22 protein-coding genes are annotated in these 24,553 nt (G+C 55.6%); 18 read left to right on the top strand and 4 right to left on the bottom strand.

The features are described from left to right. Positions 1-18: 18 nt before the first annotated feature. The 6 genes from QZ303_RS07860 (at position 19) to QZ303_RS07835 (ending at position 9,103) form a co-directional block, all read left to right on the top strand. Positions 19-1,710, top strand: a complete 1,692-nt coding sequence (locus tag QZ303_RS07860; RefSeq protein ID WP_295731411.1) for a sodium:solute symporter — start codon at positions 19-21, stop codon at positions 1,708-1,710. A 5-nt stretch (positions 1,711-1,715) separates the two neighbouring features. Beyond that, the gene (locus tag QZ303_RS07855; protein WP_295731408.1) at positions 1,716-2,408 is read left to right on the top strand and encodes an L-ribulose-5-phosphate 4-epimerase; all 693 of its coding nucleotides are present in this window, start codon (positions 1,716-1,718) and stop codon (positions 2,406-2,408) included. Positions 2,409-2,441: 33 nt separating this feature from the next. Further along, a complete protein-coding gene (gene araA / locus QZ303_RS07850; RefSeq protein ID WP_295731406.1) occupies positions 2,442-3,983 on the top strand; it encodes an L-arabinose isomerase in 1,542 nt (513 codons plus the stop codon). 2 nt (positions 3,984-3,985) lie between these two features. After that, positions 3,986-5,590 (top strand): xylulokinase, encoded by a 1,605-nt coding sequence (locus tag QZ303_RS07845; RefSeq protein ID WP_295731404.1) that lies wholly within the window; start codon positions 3,986-3,988, stop codon positions 5,588-5,590. A 188-nt stretch (positions 5,591-5,778) separates the two neighbouring features. Beyond that, positions 5,779-7,701, top strand: a complete 1,923-nt coding sequence (locus QZ303_RS07840) for a family 43 glycosylhydrolase (protein WP_295731402.1) — start codon at positions 5,779-5,781, stop codon at positions 7,699-7,701. 112 nt (positions 7,702-7,813) lie between these two features. Next, a complete protein-coding gene (locus tag QZ303_RS07835; RefSeq protein ID WP_295731400.1) occupies positions 7,814-9,103 on the top strand; it encodes an endonuclease/exonuclease/phosphatase family protein in 1,290 nt (429 codons plus the stop codon). A 95-nt stretch (positions 9,104-9,198) separates the two neighbouring features. Here QZ303_RS07835 and QZ303_RS07830 read toward each other — a convergent pair whose 3' ends face one another. Further along, positions 9,199-11,199 carry a glycoside hydrolase family 97 protein gene (locus QZ303_RS07830; protein WP_295731398.1) on the bottom strand — a complete coding sequence of 667 codons (2,001 nt, stop codon included), beginning with the start codon at positions 11,197-11,199 and terminating at the stop codon, positions 9,199-9,201. A 146-nt stretch (positions 11,200-11,345) separates the two neighbouring features. Between QZ303_RS07830 and QZ303_RS07825 the strand changes: the two genes are divergently transcribed. From QZ303_RS07825 to QZ303_RS07775, 11 genes are all read left to right on the top strand, one after another. Beyond that, positions 11,346-12,863: an arylsulfatase gene (locus QZ303_RS07825; protein ID WP_295731419.1), complete on the top strand. Its 1,518-nt coding sequence runs from the start codon at positions 11,346-11,348 to the stop codon at positions 12,861-12,863. A gap of 18 nt (positions 12,864-12,881) precedes the next feature. After that, positions 12,882-13,313 (top strand): PH domain-containing protein, encoded by a 432-nt coding sequence (locus tag QZ303_RS07820; protein WP_295731395.1) that lies wholly within the window; start codon positions 12,882-12,884, stop codon positions 13,311-13,313. A 4-nt stretch (positions 13,314-13,317) separates the two neighbouring features. Then, the gene (locus tag QZ303_RS07815) at positions 13,318-13,893 is read left to right on the top strand and encodes a GNAT family N-acetyltransferase (RefSeq protein ID WP_295731393.1); all 576 of its coding nucleotides are present in this window, start codon (positions 13,318-13,320) and stop codon (positions 13,891-13,893) included. A gap of 318 nt (positions 13,894-14,211) precedes the next feature. Continuing rightward, the gene (locus tag QZ303_RS07810) at positions 14,212-14,739 is read left to right on the top strand and encodes a hypothetical protein (RefSeq protein ID WP_295731391.1); all 528 of its coding nucleotides are present in this window, start codon (positions 14,212-14,214) and stop codon (positions 14,737-14,739) included. A 204-nt stretch (positions 14,740-14,943) separates the two neighbouring features. Further along, positions 14,944-15,627, top strand: a complete 684-nt coding sequence (locus tag QZ303_RS07805) for a tetratricopeptide repeat protein (protein WP_295731389.1) — start codon at positions 14,944-14,946, stop codon at positions 15,625-15,627. Positions 15,628-15,743: 116 nt separating this feature from the next. Further along, positions 15,744-16,637, top strand: coding sequence for a riboflavin biosynthesis protein RibF (gene ribF / locus QZ303_RS07800; protein ID WP_295731387.1), 894 nt, complete (start codon positions 15,744-15,746; stop codon positions 16,635-16,637). 13 nt (positions 16,638-16,650) lie between these two features. Continuing rightward, positions 16,651-17,103: a D-aminoacyl-tRNA deacylase gene (dtd, locus tag QZ303_RS07795; protein ID WP_295731384.1), complete on the top strand. Its 453-nt coding sequence runs from the start codon at positions 16,651-16,653 to the stop codon at positions 17,101-17,103. A 92-nt stretch (positions 17,104-17,195) separates the two neighbouring features. Next, complete coding sequence (locus tag QZ303_RS07790; protein WP_295731417.1) at positions 17,196-17,525, top strand: nucleotide pyrophosphohydrolase; 330 nt, start codon at positions 17,196-17,198, stop codon at positions 17,523-17,525. A 168-nt stretch (positions 17,526-17,693) separates the two neighbouring features. Next, entirely contained in the window at positions 17,694-18,449 is a 756-nt protein-coding gene (locus QZ303_RS07785) for a dihydrodipicolinate reductase C-terminal domain-containing protein (RefSeq protein WP_295731382.1), read from the top strand. Positions 18,450-18,698: 249 nt separating this feature from the next. Next, positions 18,699-20,162, top strand: coding sequence for a signal peptidase I (gene lepB / locus QZ303_RS07780; protein WP_295731380.1), 1,464 nt, complete (start codon positions 18,699-18,701; stop codon positions 20,160-20,162). Then, positions 20,159-20,812: a WbqC family protein gene (locus QZ303_RS07775; protein ID WP_295731378.1), complete on the top strand. Its 654-nt coding sequence runs from the start codon at positions 20,159-20,161 to the stop codon at positions 20,810-20,812. The genes lepB and QZ303_RS07775 overlap by 4 nt, the downstream gene beginning before the upstream one ends. Before the next feature lie 15 nt (positions 20,813-20,827). On the opposite strand, the gene QZ303_RS07770 is transcribed toward QZ303_RS07775, so the two are convergent. Beyond that, the gene (locus QZ303_RS07770) at positions 20,828-22,357 is read right to left on the bottom strand and encodes a mechanosensitive ion channel domain-containing protein (protein ID WP_295731375.1); all 1,530 of its coding nucleotides are present in this window, start codon (positions 22,355-22,357) and stop codon (positions 20,828-20,830) included. 173 nt (positions 22,358-22,530) lie between these two features. On the opposite strand from QZ303_RS07770, the gene QZ303_RS07765 reads away from it, so the two are divergent. Continuing rightward, positions 22,531-23,031: a hypothetical protein gene (locus QZ303_RS07765; protein WP_295731372.1), complete on the top strand. Its 501-nt coding sequence runs from the start codon at positions 22,531-22,533 to the stop codon at positions 23,029-23,031. A gap of 23 nt (positions 23,032-23,054) precedes the next feature. On the opposite strand, the gene QZ303_RS07760 is transcribed toward QZ303_RS07765, so the two are convergent. Continuing rightward, positions 23,055-23,957, bottom strand: coding sequence for a LysR family transcriptional regulator (locus tag QZ303_RS07760; RefSeq protein WP_295731370.1), 903 nt, complete (start codon positions 23,955-23,957; stop codon positions 23,055-23,057). A gap of 49 nt (positions 23,958-24,006) precedes the next feature. Next, a complete protein-coding gene (locus QZ303_RS07755; protein WP_295731368.1) occupies positions 24,007-24,489 on the bottom strand; it encodes a threonine/serine exporter family protein in 483 nt (160 codons plus the stop codon). Positions 24,490-24,553: the final 64 nt, after the last annotated feature.

Here is a 24,553-nt window from a genome sequence, read left to right as displayed (position 1 = left end):
CCTTAAAACATATCAATCATGGCATTTTTGGATTGGCTTGTAATCGGCCTCTTCTTCATATTGCTCATAGGCATAATAGTCTGGGTGACACGCCAGAAACAAGAGAATGCCGCCGACTACTTCCTCGGCGGCAAGGATGCTACGTGGATAGCGATCGGTGCGTCCATATTCGCGTCGAACATCGGGTCGGAGCACCTTATCGGCCTTGCAGGTTCCGGTGCCGCATCCGGAATGGCAATGGCTCATTGGGAGATACAAGGATGGATGATACTTATCCTCGGATGGGTTTTCGTGCCTTTCTATACACGTTCGATGGTCTACACCATGCCGGAGTTTCTGGAACGACGCTATAACCCCGCATCGCGCACTATACTGTCGGTGATATCCCTTATCTCATATGTGCTCACAAAGGTAGCTGTCACGGTATATGCCGGAGGTCTCGTGTTCCAGCAGGTATTCAATATCGACACCCTGTGGGGAATCGATTTCTTCTGGATCGCAGCCATCGGACTGGTGCTTATCACGGCACTTTACACCGTGATAGGCGGAATGAAGTCGGTGCTCTATACTTCGGTGTTGCAGACCCCCATCCTTCTGCTGGGGTCGCTTATCATACTTGTGCTCGGACTGCGTGAACTTGGGGGATGGGACGAGATGATGCGCATATGCTCGGCTGTCGAGGTCAATGAGTATGGCGACACGATGACCGATCTCATCCGGGACAATGACGATCCGGCATTCCCATGGCTCGGTGCGCTGATAGGTTCCGCCGTGATAGGTTTCTGGTACTGGTGTACCGACCAGTTCATCGTGCAGCGCGTGCTTTCCGGAAAGAACGAGAAGGAGTCGCGCCGGGGCACAATATTCGGAGCATATCTGAAGCTCCTTCCCGTGTTCCTCTTTCTGATTCCGGGTATGATTGCGTTTGCCCTCCATCAGTCGCAAGGCTCGTTCCTTCCGTTACTTCCCAACGGGGCGGTCAACAGCGACGCCGCATTCCCCACGCTTGTTGCCAAGCTGCTCCCCGCCGGAGTCAAGGGACTTATCGTGTGCGGCATCCTCGCCGCTCTGATGTCGTCGCTCGCATCGCTGTTCAACTCCTCGTCGGCTCTTTTCACCATTGACTTTTATCAGCGTTTCCGCCCGAATACGCCACAGAAGAAACTTGTTAGAATAGGACAGCTGGCCACCGTCGTGATAGTGGTGCTCGGCATCATGTGGATACCCATCATGCGCTCTATCGGCGACGTGCTCTACCTTTATTTGCAGGACGTGCAGTCGGTGCTCGCTCCGGGCATTGCGGCAGCTTTCCTGCTGGGCATATGCTGGAAGCGGTGTACAGCCCAAGGTGGCATGTGGGCGCTGATTTCCGGTCTGGTGATCGGTCTGGCGCGTCTCGGGGCAAAAATCTATTATTCCAACGCCGGTATTCTTCCCGGCGATGATGGAGGAAGCATATTCCAATATCTTTTCTACGACATCAACTGGCTGTTCTTCTGCGGATGGATGCTCCTCTTCTGCTGTCTGGTGGCAATAATCGTGTCGCTATTCACCGAGAAGCCCGATCCTGCCAAGATAAAAGGTCTCGTGTTCGGCACGTCTACCGCCGAACAACGTGCGGCCACCCGTGCGAGCTGGAATAGCTGGGACTTGATCAACACGATAATAATACTTGGTATAACAGTAGCATTCTACATTTACTTCTGGTGATAATCATGCTTGAAGAATTAAAAGAAAAGGTTTACCGTGCCAACCTCGACCTTGTGAAGCACGGTCTGGTTATTTTCACATGGGGCAACGTCTCCGGTATCGACCGTGAAAAGAACCTTGTAGTGATAAAACCGAGCGGGGTGGACTACGACACCATGAAAGCCGCCGATATGGTGGTGGTCGACCTCCTCACCGGCAAAGTGGTGGAAGGTGACATGCGCCCGTCATCCGACACCCCTACCCATCTTGTGCTATACCGTGCATTCCCGGAAATCGGAGGTGTGGTGCACACCCATTCCACGTATGCCACGGCGTGGGCACAGGCCGGGCGTGACATACCTAACATCGGCACCACGCATGCCGACTATTTCCACGACGCAATCCCCTGTACCGCCGACATGACGGCTGAGGAAGTCAACGGCGACTACGAGCTGGAGACAGGCAATGTGATTGTAACCCGATTCAATGGTATCAACCCGGTGCACACTCCCGGTGTGCTTGTGAAGAACCATGGCCCGTTTGCCTGGGGAAAGACTCCGGCCTATGCCGTCCACAATGCGGTTGTAATGGAACAGGTAGCCAAGATGGCCTATATCGCATACGGAGTCAACCCCTTGCTCACCATGAATCCTCTCCTGGTAGAGAAGCATTTCAACCGCAAGCATGGCCCCGGTGCATATTACGGACAGAAAAAATAACATCTAACATTTGACACTAAAAACAATATTGACATGAATGGATTTGATAATCTTGAAGTATGGTGGGTGACCGGTGCCCAATTACTATACGGCGGCGATGCCGTGGTGGCTGTCGACGCACATTCCAAAGAGATGGTCGAGGGTCTCAACAACTCGGGAAACCTCCCGGTAAAGGTGGTGTATAAAGGCACCGCCAACTCCTCGAAAGAGGTGGAGGATGTGATGAAGGCCGCCAACAACGATTCGCGCTGTATCGGCATAATCACATGGATGCACACTTTCTCTCCCGCGAAGATGTGGATCCACGGCCTGCAGCAGTTGCGCAAGCCGCTCCTGCACCTCCACACCCAATACAACGCCGAGATACCCTGGGACACCATGGACATGGACTTCATGAACCTCAACCAGAGTGCCCACGGCGACCGTGAGTTCGGTCATATCTGCGCACGCATGCGCGTCAAGAGAAAAGTGGTGACCGGCTACTGGAAGGATGAGGCCACCCAGCGTCATATCGCGGTATGGCAGCGCGTGGCAGCTGCATGGGCCGACGCACAGGACATGCTCATCCTGCGTTTCGGCGATCAGATGAACAATGTGGCCGTGACCGACGGCGACAAGGTGGAGGCCGAGATACGCATGGGCTACCATGTCGATTATATGCCTTTCAGCTCGCTGATGCCATATTTCGACGCCATAAAGGATGAGGATGTGGATGCGCTCGTAGATGTGTACTTCAAGGAATATGCCCACGATGCCGCCCTTGAGGACAAATCGACCGAAGCCTACCGCAAGGTATGGAATTCGGCCAAGGCCGAGCTGACCCTGCGCGCCGTGCTGAAGGACAAAGGGGCGAAAGGGTTCACTACCAACTTCGACGATCTCGGCGATGTCAATGTGGAAAAGACCGGCCGCGGATTCGACCAGATTCCCGGACTTGCCTCCCAGCGTCTCATGGCCGAGGGATACGGATTCGGCGCCGAAGGCGATTGGAAGTCGGCAGCCTTGTATCGCTCCGTGTGGGTGATGAACCAGGGTATGACCGGGGGATGCTCGTTCCTTGAGGACTATACACTCAATTTCCAGGGCAAACAAAGTTCCATACTGCAGGCCCATATGCTTGAGGTGTGCCCGCTCATCGCCGAGGAGCGTCCGCGCCTTGAGGTGCATTTCCTCGGCATCGGCATACGCAAGACCCTCACGGCGCGCCTGGTGTTCACCAGCAAGCCACAGAAGGGCATAACTGCCACTGTAGTCGACATGGGCAACCGCTTCCGCCTCATCGTCAACGATGTGGAGTGCATAAAGTCCAAACCTCTGCCGAAGCTCCCCGTCGCCTCCGCCCTTTGGATTCCCATGCCTGACTTCGAGACCGGCGCTACAGCCTGGATCCTCGCCGGAGGCACACATCATTCATGCTTCTCCTACGATCTTACGGCTGAATACTGGGAGGACTATGCCGAGATTGCCGGAATCGAGATGCTGCATATCGGAAAGGACACCACCATCGAGAACTTCAAGGAGAAACTTCGCATAGGCGAGGTCTACTACGCCCTTAACCGCTCTTTCTATCTGTAATCATGGATATAGAAGCGAAAAAAGTAATTGAGGAAGGTAGAGCCGTGCTCGGAATCGAGCTTGGCTCCACCCGAATCAAGTCGGTGCTTATCGACGGGCAGAACCGCCCTATAGCCCAAGGCTCGCACCAATGGGAGAACCATCTGGAAAACGGCATATGGACCTACAGCATCGATGACATATGGAACGGGCTGCAGCATAGCTACGCCGATCTTCAGGACAATGTGCACTCACTCTACGGACTGACGGTCGACATACGCCGTCTTGCCGCAATAGGCGTCAGCGCCATGATGCACGGCTACATGGCATTCGACAAGAAAGGCACGATACTCGTACCTTTCCGGACATGGCGCAATACCAACACCGCACGTGCCGCCGAGAAGCTGAGCAAACTGTTTGACTTCAATATTCCCCTCCGCTGGAGCATATCCCATCTGTACCAGGCTATCCTCGACGGCGAGGAACATGTGGCGCATATCGACTTCATGACCACCCTCGCGGGCTATATCCACTGGAAACTTACCGGCAGGAAAGTGCTTGGTATCGGAGACGCATCCGGGATGATGCCCATAGACACGGCTACAAAGGGCTATTCGCTCCCTATGGCGGAGAAATTCGACAGGCTCACCGCATCGGAAGGCTTCGGCAAGAAAGTGCTTGACATCTTTCCCGGCATCCTGTTGGCCGGAGAGGTAGCCGGACATCTTACCGTCGAGGGCGCACGTCTGCTCGACGTGACGGGAAGCCTCGAACCGGGAATACCCTTCTGCCCGCCCGAGGGTGATGCGGGTACCGGGATGGTGGCGACAAATGCCGTTGCACCTCGCACGGGTAATGTATCGGCCGGCACCTCATCTTTCTCGATGATTGTCCTTGAGAAAGACCTCTCGCGCCCCTATGAGGAGATTGACATAGTAACCACACCCGTAGGCGATCCCGTGGCCATGGTGCATTGCAACAACTGCACCTCCGACCTCAATGACTGGGTGCGTCTGTTTGCCGAGTTCCAGGAGCTGATGGGTCTTAAGGTCGACATAGGCCTTCTCTACGGCCTTCTCTACAACAACGCCATGAAAGGCGATCCGGACTGCGGCAGCCTGCTCGCCTACAACTTCGTGTCGGGCGAGCCGGTGGTGAGACTTGCCGAAGGCCGGCCAATGTTCGTGCGCTCACCCAACGACCGCTTCTCGCTGGCCAACTTCTTCCGCTCGCAGCTCTACGCATCGGTAGCGGTATTGAAGATCGGCAACGACATACTGTTCGATAAGGAAAAAGTGACAGTCGACCGTATGACGGGCCACGGCGGATTATTCAAGACCAAAGGCGTGGGGCAGCGCGTGCTGGCCGCCGCCCTCGACTCTCCAATCTCTGTCATGGAAACTGCAGGCGAAGGCGGCGCGTGGGGGATAGCCCTTCTGGCCGCATACATGCTCAACAAGACAGATGCCCTGTCGCTGCGCGAGTATCTCGACACCAAGGTTTTCGCCGGCGACAAAGGGTCGGAGATCGCACCGCTCCCAGAAGAGGTAGAGGGATTCAACGCCTATATCGACACATATGTCAAGGGGCTACCCATCGAATCTCTTGCCGTAGAAGTGAAAGCCTGATCCGTCGGGACTCACGCAACTCCCTAACACCTTATGACGGAAACACACTTTATGGCGGAGTGCCGTTGATATGTTCGGCACTCCGTCATCCTATCATGCCATCAGTTATCTGTGTAAGAGTTGGTTTAAAAACAACCTCCAATAATACTATTATTATCCCCGGGCATTCGGCCCGACCATAAACACTAATGAAACATCTGTCAATATTATCTGCGGTGGCGGCGCTTCCGCTCATCGCATCAGCTGAAGAGCCGGCACCTGATGTCATGCAAGGCGAGAATGCCACATATGACTTCATAAACCAGGGCAATCCGCTGATCCGCCACAAACACACCGCCGACCCGGCCACCATGGTAGTCGGCGACACGCTATGGCTGTACACCGGCACCGACGAGCCGGGCAACAAACCGGGCTACCATATGCCGAACTGGTGCGTGTTCTCCACGACCGACATGCAGCATTGGACGGAACATCCCGTGCCGCTCTACGTGAAGGAGTTCGAGAAATGGGACCGCTCAAAAGCCGCCTTTGCCGCACAGCCGATAGAAAAGGATGGAAGATATTACTACTACATATCCACCAACGGCTCGGGCATAGGAGTTGCGGTCAGCGACTCGCCGAAAGGCCCTTTCAAGGATGCAATCGGCAAGCCGCTCCTGACGAAAGACGACTGCTCCGGAGCCTCCCACAGCTGGGTGTGCATCGACCCTTCGGTGTTCATCGACAGGGACGGTCAGGCCTACCTCTTCTGGGGCAACCGTTTCTGCTACTATGCCAAGCTAAAGGACAATATGGTAGAAATTGACGGCGAGATACACTCCATCAATCTCCCCGACTTCACCGAAGCCCCGTGGGTGCACGAGCGCGATGGAATATACTATCTCACATATGCCGCGCAATGGCCCGAAAAGATCGCCTACGCCATGAGCAACAGCATCAATGGCCCGTGGCAATACATGGGCGTCATATCGGAGGTGGCCGGCAACAGCAACACCACACATCCCGCCATCGTCAACTTCAAGGGTAAAGATTATTTCTTCTCCCATATCGGAGGTCTCGGCGGTGGAAGCGGAAGCCGCTCCGTGATAGTGGAACCGCTTTACTATAACGAGGACGGCTCCATAAGGAAAATAGCGCCATCCTCCGCCGGCACGAGCACGCTCTACTCCACGCTCGACAACAAGCATAATCCGGTGCTCCCCGGATTCCATGCCGATCCCGAGATACTTTATTCGGAAAAGACGGGCAAATATTACATCTACTCCACCACTGACGGCACTCCCGGATGGGGAGGACATTATTTCACAGTCTATTCTTCGCCCAATCTCGCCGACTGGACCGACGAAGGCATAATGCTCGACCTCAAAGGATCCCAAGTGCCCTGGGCCACGGGAAACGCATGGGCGCCGGCGATTATCGAACGTAAAGAGGGTGACGGCTACAAATATTACTTCTATTTCAGCGGACATGAGCCGCAGAGCAACCGCAAGGCTATCGGTGTGGCCGTGGCCGACGATCCGGCAGGGCCGTTCTATGCCCTCGACCGGCCCATTGTCGACAAGTCGCCCGTGGGACGTGGGCAGCAGATTGATGTTGATGTGTTCCAAGACCCGCAGTCGGGGAAATATTACCTCTACTGGGGCAACGGATACATGGCCGGGGCTGAGCTGAATGATGACATGACCTCGATCAAGGAGGAGACCGTCACCGTGATGACACCGGAAGGCGGAACACTCGACACCTATGCTTTCCGCGAGGCGCCATATGTATTTTACCGCGACGGAAAGTACTATTTCATGTGGTCGGTCGATGACACCGGTTCACCCAATTACCACGTGGCCTACGGTACGTCCGACTCTCCGCTCGGCAAGATAAAGGTGGCCGAACCGTGCAATATACTCGTGCAGAATCCACATAAGAAAATCTACGGAACGGCCCACAACTCCGTCATAAATATCCCCGGTACCGACGAGTGGCGCATCGTCTACCACCGAATCAACGAGAACTATATTGAAAAGGACAAAAAGCCGGGAATCCACCGCGAAGTGTGCATCGACAAGATGGAGTTCAACCCCGACGGTTCGATACGTCCTGTAACGCCCACCAAATGAAACACCTTGTGCAGCAAGATATCTGGCATTGATTTCCGGGACAAATGGCGGTGGTGTACGAAATAATATAATGAAACCGGCGTTGTATCATTATGAAACATTTCTTTGCAATATGAAACATGTATCTGCCATCTGTCTCGGCGCGCTGCTCGGCGCTCAGGCAGCATGGGGCGCCTCCCCGTGCAAGTTAGCAAACACTCCTTTGGAGAAGTACACGATAGTCTACCGGGCGCAGGCTGACTCCGACGAGGGGATTGACCGCGCCAACGCCCTTCAGGCAGAGGTGCGCGAAGCCGTAGGTGTAGTCCTTCCGGTGAAGAGCAGCGATGAATTCAGGAAAGGCGCGTCGATACGCATCGAGAAGCCCTCGGGCATGCCCACGTTCGATTACTCTGTGGATGCCGCCAAAGGCAACGCAGTAGTAGGCGGAGGGAGCGGCTGGGCCATGGACCGCGCAGCCGGCATACTGGTCGAAAAGTTGAAGAGCGGTGAAAATGTGGCACCGTTCAAGGCGCGTGGAAGTGTCGAGGGTGAGTTCCTGTTCCCGCGCGGCGAAGGCGTGACGCTGCGCATTCTCGATGACAACATCTGGGACTACTCGCTCGACACCATACCCGACGAATGGGCGCAGGCCGGCCTTGACTGTCGCGATGCCTCGCGTGCGCCGGAGTTCGCGCAGCTTGTGAGAGGCTATATGCCTGAAGTGGTGACGCTTCAGGAGTATTCGCGCCACATGGATGCCGAGTTCTATCCTCTGATAGAGAAGTACGGCTACCGTAACGCCTGCGACTCAAAGGACGGAGCGTGGAACAATACCCCCATATTTTACAACACCGACTCCCTTGACCTGCTCGACGTGAACTACAACCTCTATACACCCTCGCGCTGGAGCAACCATGGCTCGAAGTCGTTCACTTCAGCCGTGTTCCGCCAGAAATCGACCGGAAAGGTGTTTGCCGTAATCAACACCCACCTGTGGTGGAAGAGCGACAGGATGCAGCCGGGGAGCACCCAGGCCAGGGCCTCGCAGGTGCGCCTGATGATGGCCGAGGCCGAGATCATCGAGCGGAAATACGATTGCCCGGTGTTTGTCACCGGCGATATGAACTGCGAGGAGGATTCCGTGCCTATGCAGCAATTCATCACCGGCGGGTATGTGCCTTGCTATGTGGCGGCTACGGTATATGGCAACACCGACAACGGGCATCACGAATGCGCTCCGCGCACTCCCGGCACACGCAAGAGCAACCGCAAGGGTGCTGACCGCCGCGCGGGAGCCATCGACCATTGCTTCATCCACAATGCCGGGAGCACAGAGGTGAAGCGCTTCGACTGCCTTCAGGATTTCTTCACGGTGAAGCTCACCGACCATTACCCCAATCTTATCGACGTGGCGCTCTGACCTATAATAACGCACGGAGCACACAGAGAGCACAGAGAATTCCGATGATTATATCGTCCGGTTCTCTGTGCTCTCTGTGTGCTCCGTGCGTGTATTTATCGGCGGGAAATCGGTATGAAGGTCACTGCCTGTCCGCCTGCCGGTGCCATACTTATGGTGAGGGTGTCGGCAGAGGTTACCTCGCATGTGGAGATCAACAGCTTCTCCGGGTCGGCGCTCTCCGTGTCATCGGCATATACGGTGGCTGTGTAGGTCGTGTCGGGATCGAGGAACGACAGCGCTACGTCGAGCTCGCGGGCAGAGCTGTCGGTGCCTGCGCCGAGGAAGTAGCGGTCATCGGCTCGGCGTGCCATCACTATGTAGCGTCCGATTTCACCCGCGAGCGCTTCCGACCAGTCGCAGTCGGCGTCGAAGTCGCGGAAGAACTGGAAGCCGGGATGCCCCTCGTAGTTCTCGATGAGGTCGGAGGCCATCTGTAGCGGCGAATAGATGATGACCCAGTTGGCGATCTGGCGCGCTATGGTGGTCTTTATGCAGCAGTCGGCGTTAGGGCCGTTCCATTCCAGGCGTCCCTTGTCGGCCTTCGCCCGGCGGTAGTTTATGTCGAATATGCCGGGCGTATAGTCCATCGGGCCTGACAGCATACGGACGAACGGGAGGGTGCACAGGTAGTCGGCCGTGTTGCCTGCCGACCAGGCGTTCCACTCCATGCCGCGCGCACCTTCGCGCGTCATCATGTTGGGCCATGTACGGCGTATGCCGGTCTCCTTTATCGGTTCGTGTGCATCGACCATGAGCTGATGGCGAGCGGCGGTCTCGACCACCTTCTGGTAGTGGCGCACGCCATACTGCGAGTGGTGGTAGTAGCCGCCTTTGAAGCCTCCGGCATATCCGGTCTTTACGGTATGTATGCCGAGCGACTGATAGTAGGCGAAGGCGCTGTCGAGCACGGCCTCATACTCGGGTATGTTGCCTCCGGTCTCGTTGTGTGCCCATAGTTCGATGCCGTTGGCCTGTGCGTAGCGGGCTATGGAGTCGATGTCGAAGTCGGCGTATGCCTTTATATAGTCGAAATGTTGGTTTCCGCCCCAATTTTCCCATCCTTCGTTCCACCCCTCGAAGAGCACCCCCTGGAGGTTGTTGTCGCGGGCGAAGTCGATACAGCGGATGGCGTTGGTGGTGGTTGCCCCGTGGCGAGGCCCCATCGTCCATGTTTGGGTGCCGAGGTGCATGCCCCACCACACGCCTACATATTTCTGCGGCTTTATCCATGACAGGTCTGTTATCTTGCAGGGTTCGTTGAGGTTGAGTATCATGGCAGAGTTGATGAGGTCGACCGCCTTGCGTCCGATTTGTATCGTGCGCCATGGCGTGGCGAATCTCGCGGAAACCACGGCCTTGACGCCGGATGGCATAGGGGCGAGGGCCGCGCGGAGGGCGCGCGGCATGGAGGAGTCGACGCGGAGGGTCATCTCGGGGAAGTCGTAGAGTGCGGCTTCGTGTATCGACCCGAATAGGCGCGTGGAGTCGGTCATGAACGTGAATGGTGTGTTGGCGTCACTCACGCTGTCGATCGGTAGAGTGCGGTACTCCTTCTCGTAGGAATCGAAGTCGGCGGGTATCGACCATGATGTGGCGCTTTCGGCGAAGGCGAACTGTGTCAGCTCGTCCATCACCGTCACGGAGTCGCGTCCGGAGGCTTCCCATTCGTAGCGCAAGGCCATGCCGTCGTCGAACGCGCGGACACGCACGGTGAACACGAGAGAGTCATCGGTGAGGGTCATCGCCATCTCCTTGTAACGGTCGCGGATCTCCTTGTTTTCTCCCCATGGCTGATGCCATACGGTGTCGGCCTCGGCAAAGGCGAGCGACATGCGTGCGTCAGGAGCGGGCACGAGTCCGTCGGCCACGAATCCGAGCCGCGAGGGTGCGATAAGCTGCCGTCCGTCTACATTGACTTCGTAGGCCAGGGTGGCGCCGGTGTGGATTAGGCTCACCTCGATATGGCCGTCGGGCGACTTGACCACGGGCGCCGGTGTGTTGCATCCGGCAGCGATCGCCGCTACCCCCAGTGCCGTAAAAATAGCTTTGTTCATGATATGTATGGATGTTGGTAAGATTGTCTGATACAAAATTATATAATTATCTGGTGTAATGAGAATATAATTTGTCGAGTATGAAAAAAAGACATATCTTTGACTTCATGGAAAACAGGAAATGTTTTATGATAGCAGGGTTGGGGATGCTCACGGCGCTGTCGCAGGGAGTGCGGGCGCAAGAGGTGCACAAGGACGGGAAAGATGACCGCCCGAATATACTATATATAATGTGTGACGACATGGGTTACGGTGACCTCGGCTGCTACGGGCAGCGGTTGATAACCACGCCCAACATCGACAGTCTGGCCCGGCAGGGGATGCTCTTCACCCAGGCCTATGCCGGGTCGCCGGTATCGGCTCCGTCGCGCGCCACGTTCATGACCGGGCAGCATACGGGACACACCCATGTGCGCGGCAACAAGGAGTATTGGCGCGACGTGCCCATGGTGAGATACGGAGTAAACGACGATTATTCGCGCGTGGGGCAGGAACCGTATCTGCGCGACCATGCCATCATACCGGAGATATTGAAGGATAACGGTTACCGCACGGGGATGTTCGGCAAGTGGGCCGGAGGCTACGAGGGGAGCGAGTCGACACCCGACAAGCGTGGCATCGACGAATACTACGGCTATATATGCCAGTTCCAGGCGCATCTGTATTATCCGAATTTCCTCAACCGCTACAGCCGGAGCGCCGGCGACACGGCCACAGTACGCGTGGTGCTTGAGGATAATATCCGCTATCCGATGTTCGGGCCGGGATATGCCGGGAGGCCGCAGTATTCCGCCGACCTTATCCATGGCGAGGCGATGAAGTGGCTGGATAGCCAGGATCCGGGAAATCCGTTCCTCGGCATATTCACCTACACGCTGCCGCACGCCGAACTGCGCCAGCCGCAGGACTCCATACTGGAGAGATATATGAAGCGCTTCCCTGAGGTAGAGGAGAGGCGCTACGGCGGCGATGAGGGGAGCCGGTATAATCCTACGAATCACGGGCATGCGCAGTTCGCCGCAATGATTACCCGGCTTGACGCGCAGGTCGGTGAGATTATGGCATTGCTCGACAGGAAAGGGTTGGCCGACAATACGGTGGTCATATTCACGTCGGACAACGGGCCTCACGAGGAGGGTGGCGCCGATCCCGACTTTTTCAACCGCGACGGACTTTTGCGCGGGTTGAAGCGCTCGGTCCACGAGGGTGGAATCCGGGTTCCTTTTATCGTGCGATGGCCCGCACGCATTGCTCCCGGGCAGACGAGCGACCATCAGATGGCGTTCTACGACCTGATGCCTACATTCTGCGACATCGCCGGAATAGCTGGATATGCCGACCGTTACCGCGACAAGGATAATGCCGATGACTGCTTCGACGGTATATCGGTCTATCCGACTCTCACGGGAGAAGGCGTACAGGAGAGCCACGACGCCCTCTATTGGGAGTTTCACGAGACGGACATGATCGGTGTGCGCCGGGGCGACTGGAAGCTGGTGGTGGACCATGGGAAGTGCCGCCTGTATGACCTCGCCAACGACCTGCATGAAGATCATGACGTGGCCGCCGCGCATCCTGATATAGTGGAGGAGCTGAAAAAGGTGGTGCTCCGTGAACATCGTGAGCATCCCGACGGTTTCTTCCGTGTCACCCTCCCGGAGTGACATATAACCGATGGCTGCATGGACAGGACTACGACATATTTCAGATCGAAGGTCGACTGGTGGGTATGGGCTACCGTGGTATTCACGGTGGCCGTGTGTGTCATTCCGCTTATTGGTGACGACGATTGCCTGCTCGGCATATGTCTGGGCACGATTTTCGGTGTGATGGAGATTGCACTTTTCGCATCGATAAAGTATGCCATACGCGGTGATGAGCTTGGTGTGAGGATGCTGTGGCGCTGGCATTGGTTTCCCATCGACAAGATTTCCGACATGCGGAAGGTGACGAGCATACTCAGCTCGGCTGCGCTCTCGGTGCGGCGTGTGGCCATACGCTTTTCCGACAGGAGGATTCTGAAAAGCTCCGCCCCGATAGAGATATCGCCAAAGAACCGGGATGCCTTCATGGAGCGCCTGCTTGAAATTAACCCTGATATAAAAATATTATAGTGAGATGATTGAGACCGACCGCCTGATATTGCGGCCTTGGCGAAAGGACGATGCCGGGGCTTTGTTCAAGTATGCCTCCGACGCGAGGGTCAGCGAGCTTGCCCTGTGGCCGAGGCATACGTCGGTGGATATGAGCCGAGCGGTGATTGCTGATATATTTATCCCCAATGCGTGCTCGTTTGCCGTCGTGCTGAAGGAGACCGGGGAGCCTGTAGGGTGCATAGGATTGGTGCCGGAGGGTGAAGGGCATTATCCTGCGGCGTCCAGTGAGCGTGAAGCGGGCTACTGGATAGGCCGTCCTTATTGGGGGCACGGTCTGGCTACCGAGGCGCTGCATGCATTGATCGGGTACTGCCGTGACCTGCTTGGCCTTGACGGGCTTTTGATTACTACGGATTCACGCAACATCGCTTCTCAGCGGGTGGCCCTGAAGTGCGGCTTCCGGTTTGTCGCCGACTATGTGTATGACGGCATTCCTTCGAAAGTCTACCGTCTGGAACTGCTCCCCGACCACTGTTCCTTCCGCGACGATGCCGGAGACGAGCATGTGCAGCTCGGCCTCGACTCCTGCGGCGACTGATCTCCATATCCCGCATTAGGTGGATTACGTCCCAATATAATGAAATAAATAACATAAAATTTTGTTATACAGATAAGACGTTGTAATTTTACGTCCGGTAACTCTTATTTTCCGTAGTGAATATGAATAGAACCATCTCGGTACAAAGTATTCAGAAAGCAAATACACGACTCATCAATCGCCAGTTCCGTTCATTTTCTTCCGATGGAACGACGGCTACTATACGGTGTCGTACCGCCAATGGTACGCGTACCTTGTATGTTCCTACCCAGAAGATTCTTGATGCGGCCAACAATGCGATGAAGCAATTACGTCCTAATGGATAAGAAATATAATTTCATATACCAAGATCTTGTCATCGATGAAAACGATTTGATAGGACTTATTGCGTATGGCCTTTATAAGAAACATAAGATTGAGTTCATAGAATCTTTCAAGGCCGCTAATGCGGGACAAGAACCTTCCGTATCCGACTGTATGGCTTTTATTCATGCCTCATGTGCCCCTACACAGCTTAAACAATATCGTGATAGTGCCGCCACATTATTGCAAAAGATGACCATGGCTGCCGCTCGCGAAGAGATTGACAGGTTTGAGGATGCAATGCTGAGGGATTATCGTAATGACTTACGTGAAATAGTGCATGATGAACAACCCAAATGGTGGAGTTCCGTCATATATAGCGTGATTGGGGCTTTTGTGTTTTCTCTTATTGCCGCACTCTTTGTGTTTCTCGGCTCTACTTCGGAAAAATCAATATCGGAGAATGTCTTGGAAATCATAGAGTCGCTTAAGGAACCTTCTCAGACAGTCGTTATTGCTGAGGACTCTATTCCTGTACGATAGCTTATCTCGTCATCGGCAGATGGCTTTTACTCTCTACTTTTGTCTTGATAAAAATTTGCAGGTATTTGCGGGGAATGGGATTTTGAGTTATCTTTGCACGATAGTATGGCTTGGAGGCTTTTTGTGTGGCGGTTATGCCGCCTCGGCGTAGTCTGCGGGCAATCCAATGCCAGGAATCCGAGAACAATAAAAAATTGAAATAAAATGGCTGAAAAAGACCAAAACACTCCCCAACCCACAGCGCTTGACGAGGTAAACCGCGACAATCAGGAACTGAAAGACAAGGTGACCCTCGGTCAGAAATACATCATGTGGGGCATGATCGCCCTGTCGGCAATCGCCGTAATCGTGCTGATATATATTTTCGCCGTGCGCAATCCCGGTGTCAAGTCCGCCGACGAGGCTGTCGGGCAGGCCGACCTGACCCTTACGCAGGGCAACGATTCGCTGGCTCTCGCGCAGTACCAGCAGGTGGCCGACGAATATGGCTACGACGGCGGCAACCGCGCCACCCTCATGGCTGCCACGCTCCTCTACCAGAAGGGTGAATACCAGCAGGCCATCGACCGCCTCAAGGATTATGACGCCAAGGAGGCTATCGTGGGCGCCGCAGCATACTCGCTCGAAGGCGACTGCTACGTGAACATGCAGAAATATCCCGAAGCCCTCAAGGCTTATGACAATGCCATTTCGCAGAGCGACGACAACGCCCTCTACACTCCGCTCTTCATGCTCAAGAAGGCTACCGTGCTCCGCGAGCAGAAGGATTACAAGGGTGAACTCAAGGTGCTTGAGACAATAAAAAACAAATATCCCGCCTACGGCAACGCCTACCGTCTGGATATCGACAAGTACATCGCCCGCGCCAAGTACCAGGCCGGCGAATAATCAAAACATAGCAACCGTACCACCGCGCGGGTGTGTCATGACAAATTGATGACACACCCGCACTGCGTTTCACACAGATGCTGATAACAGTACCATACGATCATACGCGACGCAGAATGGCCACCATAGGCACTTTCGACGGCGTGCATCGCGGCCACCGCGCGCTGCTGTCGCAGCTCGTGGCGGATGCCCGCATGCGCGGCCTCGCCCCGACGGTAGTCACTTTCGCCACGCATCCACGCAGGGCGATTTCTCCAGGAGAGGCGCCCCCGATGCTCATGTCGGTCCGGCAACGTGCCGATGCCATAATGTCGGCAGGCGTGGAGGATGTGGTTATGCTCCCCTTCAATGATCGCCTGCGCATGATGTCGGCCCGGGAGTTCATGGTGATGCTTCATCGCGACTATGCGGTCGACGCGCTGCTGATGGGCTTCAACAACGCGTTCGGCCACGACCGCCCGTGCGGACTCGATGCATATCGTGCCATAGGCCGCGAGACTGGCGTCGAAGTAGTGGGGGCGCAGGAGCTTACGTCGGACGGCTGTCCGAGGATATGCTCTTCGCAGGCACGCGCCTTCCTGCAACAGGCGCGTCCCGAGGAGGCCGCACAGGTGCTTGGTGCACCTTATCGAATAAGGGGGCGCGTGGTGCACGGGAAAGAGCTGGGACGAACCATCGGTTTCCCTACGGCCAACATATTGCCGCTCGACCCCGAGTGCCTGATTCCTGCAAAAGGTGTGTATGCGGCCTCGGTGACTCTGCCGGACGGGTCGGTCCATCCGGCCATGCTCAACATCGGCCATCGTCCGAGCGTCGACTCCCCGAATGCCCCCGTATCCATCGAGGCCCATATACTTGACTTCTCCGGTGACATCTACGGCTCGACAGTCGATGTGGATTTTCTGCGCTACATGCGCCCTGAGCGCAAATTCCCGTCGCTTGACGCCCTGCGCCGCCAGCTTCAGGAGGATGCCGGGGCGGTACGTGGGATATTTCATTTAAACAATTGAACAACCGACTCTTATGAGAATTGTAATACAGCGTGTGACCGGTGCGTCGGTCTCCATCGGAGGTGACGTGCACTCCTCCATCGGCCCGGGGCTGATGGTGCTTGTAGGTGTGGAAAAAGACGATACCACCGACGACGCCCTTTGGCTCGCGGCCAAGACCGCCTCGTTGCGCATATTCAACGACGGCGAAGGCGTGATGAATCGCTCGGTAATCGATGCCGGAGGCGAACTGCTGGCTGTCAGCCAGTTCACGCTCACTGCCTCCACGCGCAAGGGGAATCGTCCGAGCTACATACGCGCCGCCGGCCATGACCTTGCCGTGCCGCTCTATGAGCTTTACTGCGATGAAACCTCACGTCTGCTCGGACGTCCTACCCGGCGCGGAGTGTTCGGCGCCGACATGCAGGTGGCCCTCGTCAACGACGGCCCTGTGACGATAATAATCGATTCAAGACTAAAGGAATGAACTGCGATAATCCCATGGATAATCCTTCACTCGCCACGCATGCCGAGGACGTGGGCATGGCGTGCGGCATGTCGCACGGAGAAGCGTCCGACGTGACACTGCGCGATGTGCAGAGGCAGGTGGACAGCTGGATCACCGGCATAGGCGTACGCTATTTCTCGCCACTTACCAACATGGCCGTGCTCACCGAGGAGGTCGGGGAGGTGGCCCGCATAATGGCCCGGCGCTACGGCGACCAGTCGTTCAAGTCCGGTGAGAATCCCGACGCGCTCGCCGACGAACTCGCCGACGTGCTTTGGGTAGTCTCCGCCATAGCCAACCAGACCGGCGTCGACCTAACCGACGCCTTCGCCCGCAACATCGCCAAAAAGACCGCCCGCGACCTCCACCGCCACGACCACCTCCGCACCGGCCATAACTGACCGGAGGAGGAAAGATGTGGTGATTTGCCATATTTTACAGGGATTTGCATATGCTGGGGGATTTGAGTATTTTTGTGAGGATTTCCTATGTTCCCTTGAAGTGGCATGATAGATGTGTTAAAACGGATAGGGAAAGGAATCGACATTACATGTAAAGAAGAAAATAAGATGAAGATCGCACTTATAGGCTACGGCAAGATGGGCCGTGCCATAGAGAGGATAGCTTTGGAGCGCAGGCATGAGGTGACGTGCCGCATCGATGCCGACAACCAGGAGGATTTCGACTCCCCCGAGTTCGCCTCGTCGGACGTGGCCATAGAGTTCACCACGCCGTCGACCGCCGTGGCCAACTATCGCCGTGCCTTCGAACGTGGCGTGCCCGTCGTGTCGGGCACCACGGGGTGGGGGGCGCAGATGCCGGAGATCAAGGCTCTGTGCGACAACGGCGAGGGTACGCTGTTCTGGACATCCAACTTCTCGCTCGGTGTCAACATATTCTTTGCCGTCAACAAGTATCTCGCCGCCATCATGGAGGGCTTCCCGCAGTACACGCCCTCGATGGAGGAGATACACCACATCTATAAGCTCGACCATCCGAGCGGCACCGCCATCACCCTGGCCGAGGGAATCATCGCGTCTGACAGCCGCGTCAAGGGGTGGACGGAGGACGCAGCCATGTCGGGCGAAGGTGAGATGCTGATAGAGCATCGCCGCGAAGGTGAGGTGCCCGGTACCCACATCATACGTTGGGACAGTCCGGTCGACACCATCACCATAGAGCACCGGGCCAAGTCGCGCGAGGGTTTTGCCCTCGGTGCGGTAGTGGCCGCCGAGTGGACAAAGGGTCGCCACGGCTGGCTCACTATGGACGAGATGATGCACTCGCTTATAGCATCCCCGGCACTACTCGACATAGTGAACTGATTTAAACTTATTGCAAAATGTTAAATCCCGAACTGATGTAAGCCTTATCGTTAACCTTCAGGCCTGTTTCCGGCCGATTTCTTCTCTTTTCTTGGTCACGATGGAACCCCATCGCTCCCTCGAAAAGCTCAAAATCGCCTCGCAAACAGCCTCTGAATGTTAATTTGCAATAAGTTTAAATCAGTTCAGTAAAGTAAAACATAAGTAATTATACCCCTACGGGTTACTTAAAAAGCCTTATCGATAACAATGGCCGATAAAAATACAACCGCAGGGCGTTCGGTGCGCGACCGGCTCCGCGAACGCATACGCGCCACGCGCACATCGCGCTGGATACGTTTCACCGTCGTAGCTCTCATATTCATCGCCTGGGTGGCATGGCTCGGCAGCTGGTGGGTGCTGATATTCCTCCCGCTGTTGTTTGACATATATATCACCGGATTCATCCCGTTCACCTGGTGGAAGAAGAGCAAGTCGGCCACCGTGCGCACGGTGATGAGTTGGGTCGATGCAATCATCTACGCCCTTATCCTCGTCTACTTCATCTTCACCTTCGTAGGGCAGAACTATGCCATACCCTCCTCGTCGCTCGAAAAGACGCTTCTCGTAGGCGACTATCTGTGGGTCAACAAGATGGCCTATGGCCCGCGTGTGCCGATGACCCCCGTCCACTTCCCGCTCGTGCAGAACCGCATGCCTATAATCGACACCAAGAGCTACACCGAGTGGCCATCGTGGAAATACCGCCGGTTGAAGGGGCTGGGGCAGGTGGAGCGCGGCGACATAGTGGTGTTCAACTTCCCCAAGGGCGACACCGTGGCCACGAAGTTCATGGAAGATCCGCGCACCTACTACGACCTGGTGCAGCAGTACGGGCGCAACAATGTCAAGGCCAACAAGCAGATGTTCGGTGATGTGATCCACGTGCCTGTCGACCGCCGTCAGAATTATGTGAAGCGCGCCGTCGGGCTTCCAGGCGACCGCCTCAAGATTGTCGCCGACACCATATATATCAACGGTGAGGTAATCGAGGCCCCCAAGTATGTGCAGCACAACTACCTCTATCAGTTCCGCAACGGCGGACTGACTGAAAAGGAGTGGGACGACCTCGGGGTAAGCGCCGAGGACCGATACACCATGACACTGACCCCCGCCGACATGGAGGCCGTGGAGCTAAACGGGTTCTATATCGCACCCGACGGCACAGTACCCCCAATCTACGTGTCACCGCTGACTCAGGAGATGCTCTCGAAGCTCAAGGCCAATCCGGCGCTGGCATGCGTGATCAAGGCCCCGGCCTATCCCGTACGCCTCTTCCCAGAGGGTATCGACCACGGCTGGACCGTGAGCGACTACGGCGAGATATGGATTCCAAAGAAAGGGGCGACCATCAGGCTCGACGCATCGACATGGCCGGTATATGAGCGCGTGATCCGCAACTACGAGGGGCATCACGACGCCTATCTGAAGGATAACATAGTGTATATCGACGGGAAACCTGCCGACACCTACACATTCGGGATGGACTACTATTTCATGATGGGCGACAACCGCGACAACTCCTCCGACTCGCGTTTCTGGGGATTTGTGCCCGAGGACCACATCGTCGGTAAGCCGTGGCGCGTGCTCGTCTCGTTTGACAAGGACAAGGGTCTATTCAACGGCAAGATCCGTTGGGACAGGATATTCCGTACCGCCAATCCCGACAAGTGAGCAATATCCCGTCATCATCGCCGCTCGTTCGTTTCCCCGGCCGGACGGGGGTCATTCTCCCCTCGTTCTGCGGGAGCGTGGCTTCGTATGCAGCCATGGCTGCGTACCCCCGTGTGGTAATCGACGCCTCGGGTAGATACAACAAGCGCGAGAAGCATATCCACCGCTGCACCATCGAAGGCCCGAACGGACTGCAACGTCTCACCGTCCCCTTGCAGAAGCCGCAGGAATGGCACTCCACCCGCATAGCCGACGTGCTGACCAGCCGTCACGGCGACTGGTGGCTCGTGCATTGGGGCGCGCTGGAGGCGGCATACGGACGTACGCCTTTCTTTGAATACTACGCCGACGACCTCCGGCCATGGTTCTCCGGGTCGGTGGAGCGTCTCGTCGACCTCGACATGGGCATACACCGCTTCTGCCTGCAAGCCATAGGGATAGACCCCGCCACCCATATGCTCGCAGAGGATGTCGACGAAATTCCTGCGGATGCCGTCGCGGCGGAGATTCCTGAGGAATGTCCGCCATATTATCAGTTGTGGGCAGCGAGGTTCGGTTTCACTCCGGGCCTCTCAATACTCGACCTGATATTCAATATCGGACCTGAGTCGGCTCTGTATCTGCGCGATGCGGTACACGGGCATCTGTGAACACCCTCTGTTTTTTCATGCACCCGCCGGCGCTTTAGGTGACGACGTGGCATCCGCGTTCTGTGTAGCTACGGTTTCCAAGCCCGGTATGACCGGTACGGCTCCCGTGGCCTTGGGAATATCGTCGGGATATACCGTGACCGTAGAGAAAGTATAGCCCGGGTCGTCCGAGGTGTTTGGCGGCACCATGAAGTTGGTCTTTGGATCGTAAGGGAGCATCGACAGGGGGCGGTTGCCATAATATGGCATCGCTTGCGGGTTTGGATTGGCTATGTTCACCACGTCGCGTCCCGTAGGTGAGCTGTAGGCCGAGAGTCCGAACACAGGCGCGGCGGCTATGATATGCTCGAATATGTCGCTGGATATGCCCTCGTATTTCACCCAGTCCACCGTGTTGAGATAGCAGAACAGCTGTAGCGGTATCCCTTGTGCCGTGTGTTCGAGCAGGCGCACCATACACAGCGGTCCTCCCTGGGCCACCCATGGATGATGCGTGACGTATAGTCCGATATATGCACGGAATAGCCCGAGGTTGGTGTCGAGCGAGCCGTTGACCGGAATCGTGTCGCCGACCACAGCCGTGGCTTTCCCCTCGGCGGCGAGTTTCTGCATCTCGGTTATGTAATCCCCCATGTAGGGCATCTTCTTGCATGTCTCGATAAGTTCCGGTGTGGCCGGCCCGACCGATGTTACGTCGATATACACCGACCGTTCAATCTGCCGGCGTCCGCGCTTCTTCATCTGTGTCCAGTTCTGGAATCCCTGTTGCACCAGCGTATAGGGTGGGAGGGTGACGGTGGTATTGTCCCAGTTGCGTATCTTGACCGCTGTCAGCGACACGTCGGTCACTATGCCGTTGGCTATTGTCTTTGGCACGGCTATCCAGTCGCCCACGTGCAGCATGTCGTTGGTCGAAAGCTGTATACCGGCTACGAAGCCGAGTATCGAGTCGCGGAATATGAGCATAAGGGCCGCCGCAAACGCGCCAAGGCCGGTAAGCAATGCCAGCGGCGACTTGTTTAGGATGATAGATACAATCACGATGGCGATTACGATCCATACAAGTCCCTTACCCACGTTGAGTATGCCTTTGAGGGGGAGGTTCTTGGTGTTGTCATGCCGGTTGTAGGCCATCCATATTATCTCCAGCAAAGAGCATATCGACCAGGCAAGCACTATAAGGAAGTATATTATCACCACCGCCTCAATACGTGCCAGCGTGTGCGGGTCTGTCTCGAACGCGAAGGGCACCAGCCCGAGAAACACCAGTGGCGGTATGACATGGCTGCTGCGGCTCACTACTTTCAGCCTCACCATATCCTCGATGAACGGCGATTTATAGTGGCTCATCCATTGGTTGACGATATATATGGTGATTTTTCTCGCAAGCCATCCGAGAAGTATGGCCACACCGAGAATCACGAGAGTGTATATTACCTCCTCGAGTGTGCTTGAGCGCTTTATGCCCGTGGTCTCTAGAATGGAATCTACTACCGATATGAGCCATCGGGCAACGGAGTGTGTGGGGATTAAATGTGCAAGCATGATGATGCCTAAATAATTAAAAAGTCATGAGTATAATTTTAACACTCATTTTTATAATTTAGTTCCGGCAAAATCATTACCTTTGGCTTAGGAGGGTGTGGCAGACACAAAAACGGCGGTATACCGAATGTCGACACACCGCCGATGTAAACATAGCCCACTTAACAAAAACGATGTCCTTACTCTGGATAGCAATAGGTCCGGTTGAAATATGCGTGATGCTCTTTATCGCGGCATCCGCTGTCCTTGCCGCCGTCATACGTCCGCGCGACGCATCACCAGTGATGACGTATCTATATTCCTGCGACATATATCCTGTCGACCGTCATGAAGCATCCATCCATGAGTCTGCCCCCGGACTGCGTATGGAAGTCCTCGACGACATGCGCGTAGTGCTCTCCCGCACCGGCTTCGGCGGATTGCTGACCGACCGCGGGGCGGTGAGCATAGCCGTTACGGTGAAGGGGTGCGACATCACCGTCGAGGAACGCATAGTTCCCGGCAACGGCCTGCACATGGCAGAGCCGGTATGCGCAGTCACCTATATTGACTGCCTACGGCCAAGCGCCAGACCTTTGCACATCTATTATCGAAGTACCGCGCTTAACCGCGAGACTTCACTCTCGCTTGCCATCGCTCCCGGTGTGGAGATGACCCGTACACTGACCCAATGACATGACACCACGTCGAGATGCGGTCACAGCCACGCGTTGGCCCGTTCTTTTACGGCGACAGACTCGCTGAGCATCTTTACGAACTCACACATGGATTTCTTGTGGTAGGAGCCGCCGAGGGTGTGGACACAACCTGTCATTTCGTTGTCGGGCAGTTGTATGGGCACCGCTTTTATCCCGGGCTGATTGTGAACTGACGTTTCGGCAAGTATCGTGACGAGGTTGCTCCGGCGGATGAGGTCGAGCAGTATGTGAGGGTCGTTAAGCTCTATGCGGATTTTAAGGTCGTGGCTGTCGTGCTCAAGAAGATGGTCCAGTGTGTTGCGCGCCTGCAATCCCTTCGACGGCAATGCGAGGGCGTGACGTGACAGTTCGTCCATTCCTACCGATGATTTCGCGGCCAGCGCATGCGAGCTGTTTACTATAGCGGAGAGCTTGTTCTGGAACAGCGTGTGCGACTCTATGTCGGGCATCGGCAGGGTGGGCTTGAACGCCAGTACGAAGTCCACCTCCCTGTGACGCAACATCTCCATAAGTTCCGCCATAGGTTTGTAGCATATATTTAGCTTTATGCCAGGGAATTTTCTCATGAACGAGAAGATAGTCTCGGTGAGTATGGGGCTGAACGAGTATGTCACGCCTATGTTTAGATTGCCTATCGCCATGTTGCCCACATCAAGCATGCGTTGTCGGCAGGTTTCGGCATCTCCCACGGTCTTGCGTGCGACAGGCAGCAGTTCGACGCCCGCTTCGGAGAGGGCCACGCCGTGGCTGTTCCTGATGAACAGCGTGGTGTCGAATTCCTGTTCAAGCTGTTTTATCTGTTGTGACAGGGTGCTCTGTGTGAGGCAGAGTTCCCTGGCAGCCTCGGAGAAGTTAAGTGTCTCGGCCAGTTTTATGAACGATCGTAGTTGGCGCAGTTCCATGTACGCTGTATTGAATTGTTGTGCAAATTTACGGATATTCCGTTTTATGTCATCTCGTGGCGCGGTATGTGACGTGGCGGAAGATAAATGTAGGTAATGTGCCACCTATTACCATGCCGAGGATTATGAACATACATATAAGCCCGTTGGTTGAGAACAGGTAGAAATAGTGGAGATAATCTGTCTCGCTGTTGTGGATCACACACATGGCCAGGCCTCCGAAAGCCTTGTAGGCATATATGCCGGGAATCATTGGCAGGAGCGAGGGAAACAGGAACGTCTCGGCCGGCACCTTGGCTCTCGGCGACAGGAGTACCGCCATCGTTCCTACGATAAACGACGCTATCGCCGAGGCGGCTATTATGTTGATTCCGGCAAGCGAGGGATTCATCAGCATGTAGCGTGACGAATGGCCTACCGCCGCGATCAGCGCGCAGAACAGATATGCCCTGCGCGGCGGATTGCTGATAGCGGAGAATCCGATTGCCGCTATCGCCGCAAACAATGCGTCCTCTAAAATCTTTTCAATCATTACCGGAAATTTTTATTATTACTGTCCGCTAAACCATAAATCAGAGAGTCCAACATCTTGAAAG

The sequence above is a fragment of the uncultured Muribaculum sp. genome, from assembly GCF_910583865.1.
Taxonomy (GTDB): Bacteria; Bacteroidota; Bacteroidia; order Bacteroidales; family Muribaculaceae; genus Muribaculum.
Note: the sequence above shows the minus strand (reverse complement) of the source record. Positions and strands in the feature narration are given on the sequence as shown.

Excerpts from the sequence above, each read along its gene's own strand:
- QZ303_RS07845 (WP_295731404.1), top strand. The coding sequence starts at position 3,986 with ATGGATATAGAAGCGAAAAAAGTAATTGAGGAAGGTAGAGCCGTGCTC.
- QZ303_RS07805 (WP_295731389.1), top strand. The coding sequence starts at position 14,944 with ATGGCTGAAAAAGACCAAAACACTCCCCAACCCACAGCGCTTGACGAG.
- QZ303_RS07825 (WP_295731419.1), top strand. The coding sequence starts at position 11,346 with ATGCTCACGGCGCTGTCGCAGGGAGTGCGGGCGCAAGAGGTGCACAAG.
- lepB (WP_295731380.1), top strand. The coding sequence starts at position 18,699 with ATGGCCGATAAAAATACAACCGCAGGGCGTTCGGTGCGCGACCGGCTC.
- QZ303_RS07815 (WP_295731393.1), top strand. The coding sequence starts at position 13,318 with ATGATTGAGACCGACCGCCTGATATTGCGGCCTTGGCGAAAGGACGAT.
- QZ303_RS07860 (WP_295731411.1), top strand. The coding sequence starts at position 19 with ATGGCATTTTTGGATTGGCTTGTAATCGGCCTCTTCTTCATATTGCTC.
- QZ303_RS07820 (WP_295731395.1), top strand. The coding sequence starts at position 12,882 with ATGGACAGGACTACGACATATTTCAGATCGAAGGTCGACTGGTGGGTA.
- QZ303_RS07810 (WP_295731391.1), top strand. The coding sequence starts at position 14,212 with ATGGATAAGAAATATAATTTCATATACCAAGATCTTGTCATCGATGAA.
- QZ303_RS07840 (WP_295731402.1), top strand. The coding sequence starts at position 5,779 with ATGAAACATCTGTCAATATTATCTGCGGTGGCGGCGCTTCCGCTCATC.
- QZ303_RS07835 (WP_295731400.1), top strand. The coding sequence starts at position 7,814 with ATGAAACATGTATCTGCCATCTGTCTCGGCGCGCTGCTCGGCGCTCAG.
- QZ303_RS07765 (WP_295731372.1), top strand. The coding sequence starts at position 22,531 with ATGTCCTTACTCTGGATAGCAATAGGTCCGGTTGAAATATGCGTGATG.
- dtd (WP_295731384.1), top strand. The coding sequence starts at position 16,651 with ATGAGAATTGTAATACAGCGTGTGACCGGTGCGTCGGTCTCCATCGGA.
- QZ303_RS07755 (WP_295731368.1), bottom strand. The coding sequence starts at position 24,489 with ATGATTGAAAAGATTTTAGAGGACGCATTGTTTGCGGCGATAGCGGCA.
- ribF (WP_295731387.1), top strand. The coding sequence starts at position 15,744 with ATGGCCACCATAGGCACTTTCGACGGCGTGCATCGCGGCCACCGCGCG.
- QZ303_RS07855 (WP_295731408.1), top strand. The coding sequence starts at position 1,716 with ATGCTTGAAGAATTAAAAGAAAAGGTTTACCGTGCCAACCTCGACCTT.
- QZ303_RS07830 (WP_295731398.1), bottom strand. The coding sequence starts at position 11,199 with ATGAACAAAGCTATTTTTACGGCACTGGGGGTAGCGGCGATCGCTGCC.
- QZ303_RS07770 (WP_295731375.1), bottom strand. The coding sequence starts at position 22,357 with ATGCTTGCACATTTAATCCCCACACACTCCGTTGCCCGATGGCTCATA.
- QZ303_RS07760 (WP_295731370.1), bottom strand. The coding sequence starts at position 23,957 with ATGGAACTGCGCCAACTACGATCGTTCATAAAACTGGCCGAGACACTT.
- araA (WP_295731406.1), top strand. The coding sequence starts at position 2,442 with ATGAATGGATTTGATAATCTTGAAGTATGGTGGGTGACCGGTGCCCAA.
- QZ303_RS07785 (WP_295731382.1), top strand. The coding sequence starts at position 17,694 with ATGAAGATCGCACTTATAGGCTACGGCAAGATGGGCCGTGCCATAGAG.